The organism is bacterium (assembly GCA_013360195.1).
GTDB lineage: Bacteria > Electryoneota > RPQS01 > RPQS01 > RPQS01 > JABWCQ01.
The window spans coordinates 1-2,030 of sequence record JABWCQ010000042.1; the positions used below are offsets into that span (position 1 = coordinate 1).

At 49.6% G+C, this 2,030-nt stretch carries 1 protein-coding gene; it reads left to right on the top strand.

Going from position 1 to position 2,030, the window contains the following annotated elements:
- Nucleotides 1-2,030: N-6 DNA methylase (locus tag HUU59_13530; GenBank protein NUO20462.1), on the top strand; the 2,030-nt coding region annotated here is incomplete at both ends.

The following is a 2,030-nucleotide window of genomic DNA, read 5'->3' on the forward strand; positions in this document are numbered from 1 at the left end:
CGGACGCTGCTGCCTGATATTACGAATGAGCAGTTTTCGGATATGTTTGCGCAAACGTTGGGGTATGGATTGTTTGCGGCGAGGATACAGCATGCGAACTTGTCGAGCCTGGAGGCTCGACCTAGTGGAGTGAGGGGCGCGAGGGGGGATTTCACGCGAACAGGGGCGGCGCGGGAGATTCCCAAGTCGAATCCGTTTTTGCGGAATCTGTTTGACACGATGCACTCGGCTGATTTGGAAGAGGAGCCGTTCATCGGGTTTGTGGATGATTTGACGGCGGTGCTGGCGCATTCGGATATTGAGGCGATTCTGGCTTCATTCGGCAAGCGCACGAAGCAGGAAGACCCGATTCTGCATTTTTATGAGACGTTTCTTTCGGAATACGACCCCAAAGAGCGCAAGCGGCGCGGTGTCTATTATACGCCCGAGCCGGTGGTGTCGTATATCGTGCGCTCGGTGGATATTCTGCTGAAAGAAAAGTTTGGTTTGAAAGACGGTTTGGCCGATACTTCGACGATTGAAGTGGAGGTCAAGGAGGGGGATGAGTTTGTCAAGCGCAAACTGCCGAAGGTGCTGATTCTTGATCCGGCGTGCGGGACGGGAACGTTTCTCTATGCGGTGGTGGATTTGATTCGCAACCGGTTCATGGAGCGCAGCGACGCGGGGTCGTGGCAGATGTTTGTCAAAGACCATTTGATACCGCGCATCTACGGGTTTGAGTTGCAGATGGCTCCCTATGCCGTGGCGCATTTGAAGCTGGCCATGCAGTTGGCCGGGCACGACCTTGACCCGAAGCTGCGCGAAAAATGGGGTTACGAGATTGAGAAGGACCAGCGCTTGCATGTGTATTTGACGAATAGCTTGGAATTCACAGAGCACAAGTTACAGCTTGAATTGCCGGGCATATTGGAAAGGTCAATAGCGGCTGAAGCACGGGCGGCACAAGCCATCAAAGGTGAGTTGCCAATTATGGTTGTTATGGGAAATCCGCCATATGCGGGGCACTCTGCAAATGACAATTATTGGATTCGAGACCTGATTGGATCATATTTTGAAATCGAAGGCGAACGAATCAAAGAACGACAAGTTAAATGGCTGCATGACGACTACGTTAAGTTCATGCGATTTGCTCAGTGGCGAATTGACCGGACAGGCCACGGAATACTCGGGTTCATTACAAACCATAGCTTTCTTGACAATCCGACATTTCGCGCAATGCGATACTGTCTAATGTCATCATATGAGGACCTTTATCTCCTTGACCTTCACGGCAATAGCAAGAAAAAGGAAAAGGCACCTGACGGTAGTGCGGATGAAAACGTCTTTGACATTCAGCAGGGTGTTTCCGTTACCATTGGTCTTAAGGTCGGGAAGAATAAGTCAACAAAACGGCAGTTCGGACAACACTGTTTCGGAAGTAGGGAATCAAAGTACGATTGGCTTTGGTCGTATGACATTAACTCAACACAGTGGAACGACATTCACCCTGAACCACCATTTTATCAGTTTGAAGATTCGGCGTTCACTGGCAACGCAGAGTTTCAAGAGTGCCGAAGTATCCAAGAAATCTTTGGCGAAAACTCAGTTGGGATTGTGACCGCACGAGACAAGTTAACTGTACACTGGGATGAAACCGGAATCAAGAATGCTGTCTCTACCATGATTAAGTTGTCTGTTGAAGAGGCACGAAATCATTTCGATCTTGGCGCTGACGCGAGAGACTGGAAAGTTTCTTTTGCAAAGGATGATCTAAAGGAAAGTGGACCCAATTGGGACAAAATTTGTAAGATTCTCTATCGCCCTTTCGACACTCGGTTCACGTATTACACAGGCAAGATACGTGGGTTTATTGGCCAGCCGGGCAAGCGAGTCATGCGTCACATGCTTGCCGGTGAAAACCTTGCGTTGTGTGTGGGTCGCTCGGGTGCTGTCGTAGGCGGCAATGAATGGAATGTTCTCTATTGTGCAAAGTACGTAGACGACTTCAATCTTTTCTATCGCGGCGGGAATGTAAACCTCCCTCTCTACCT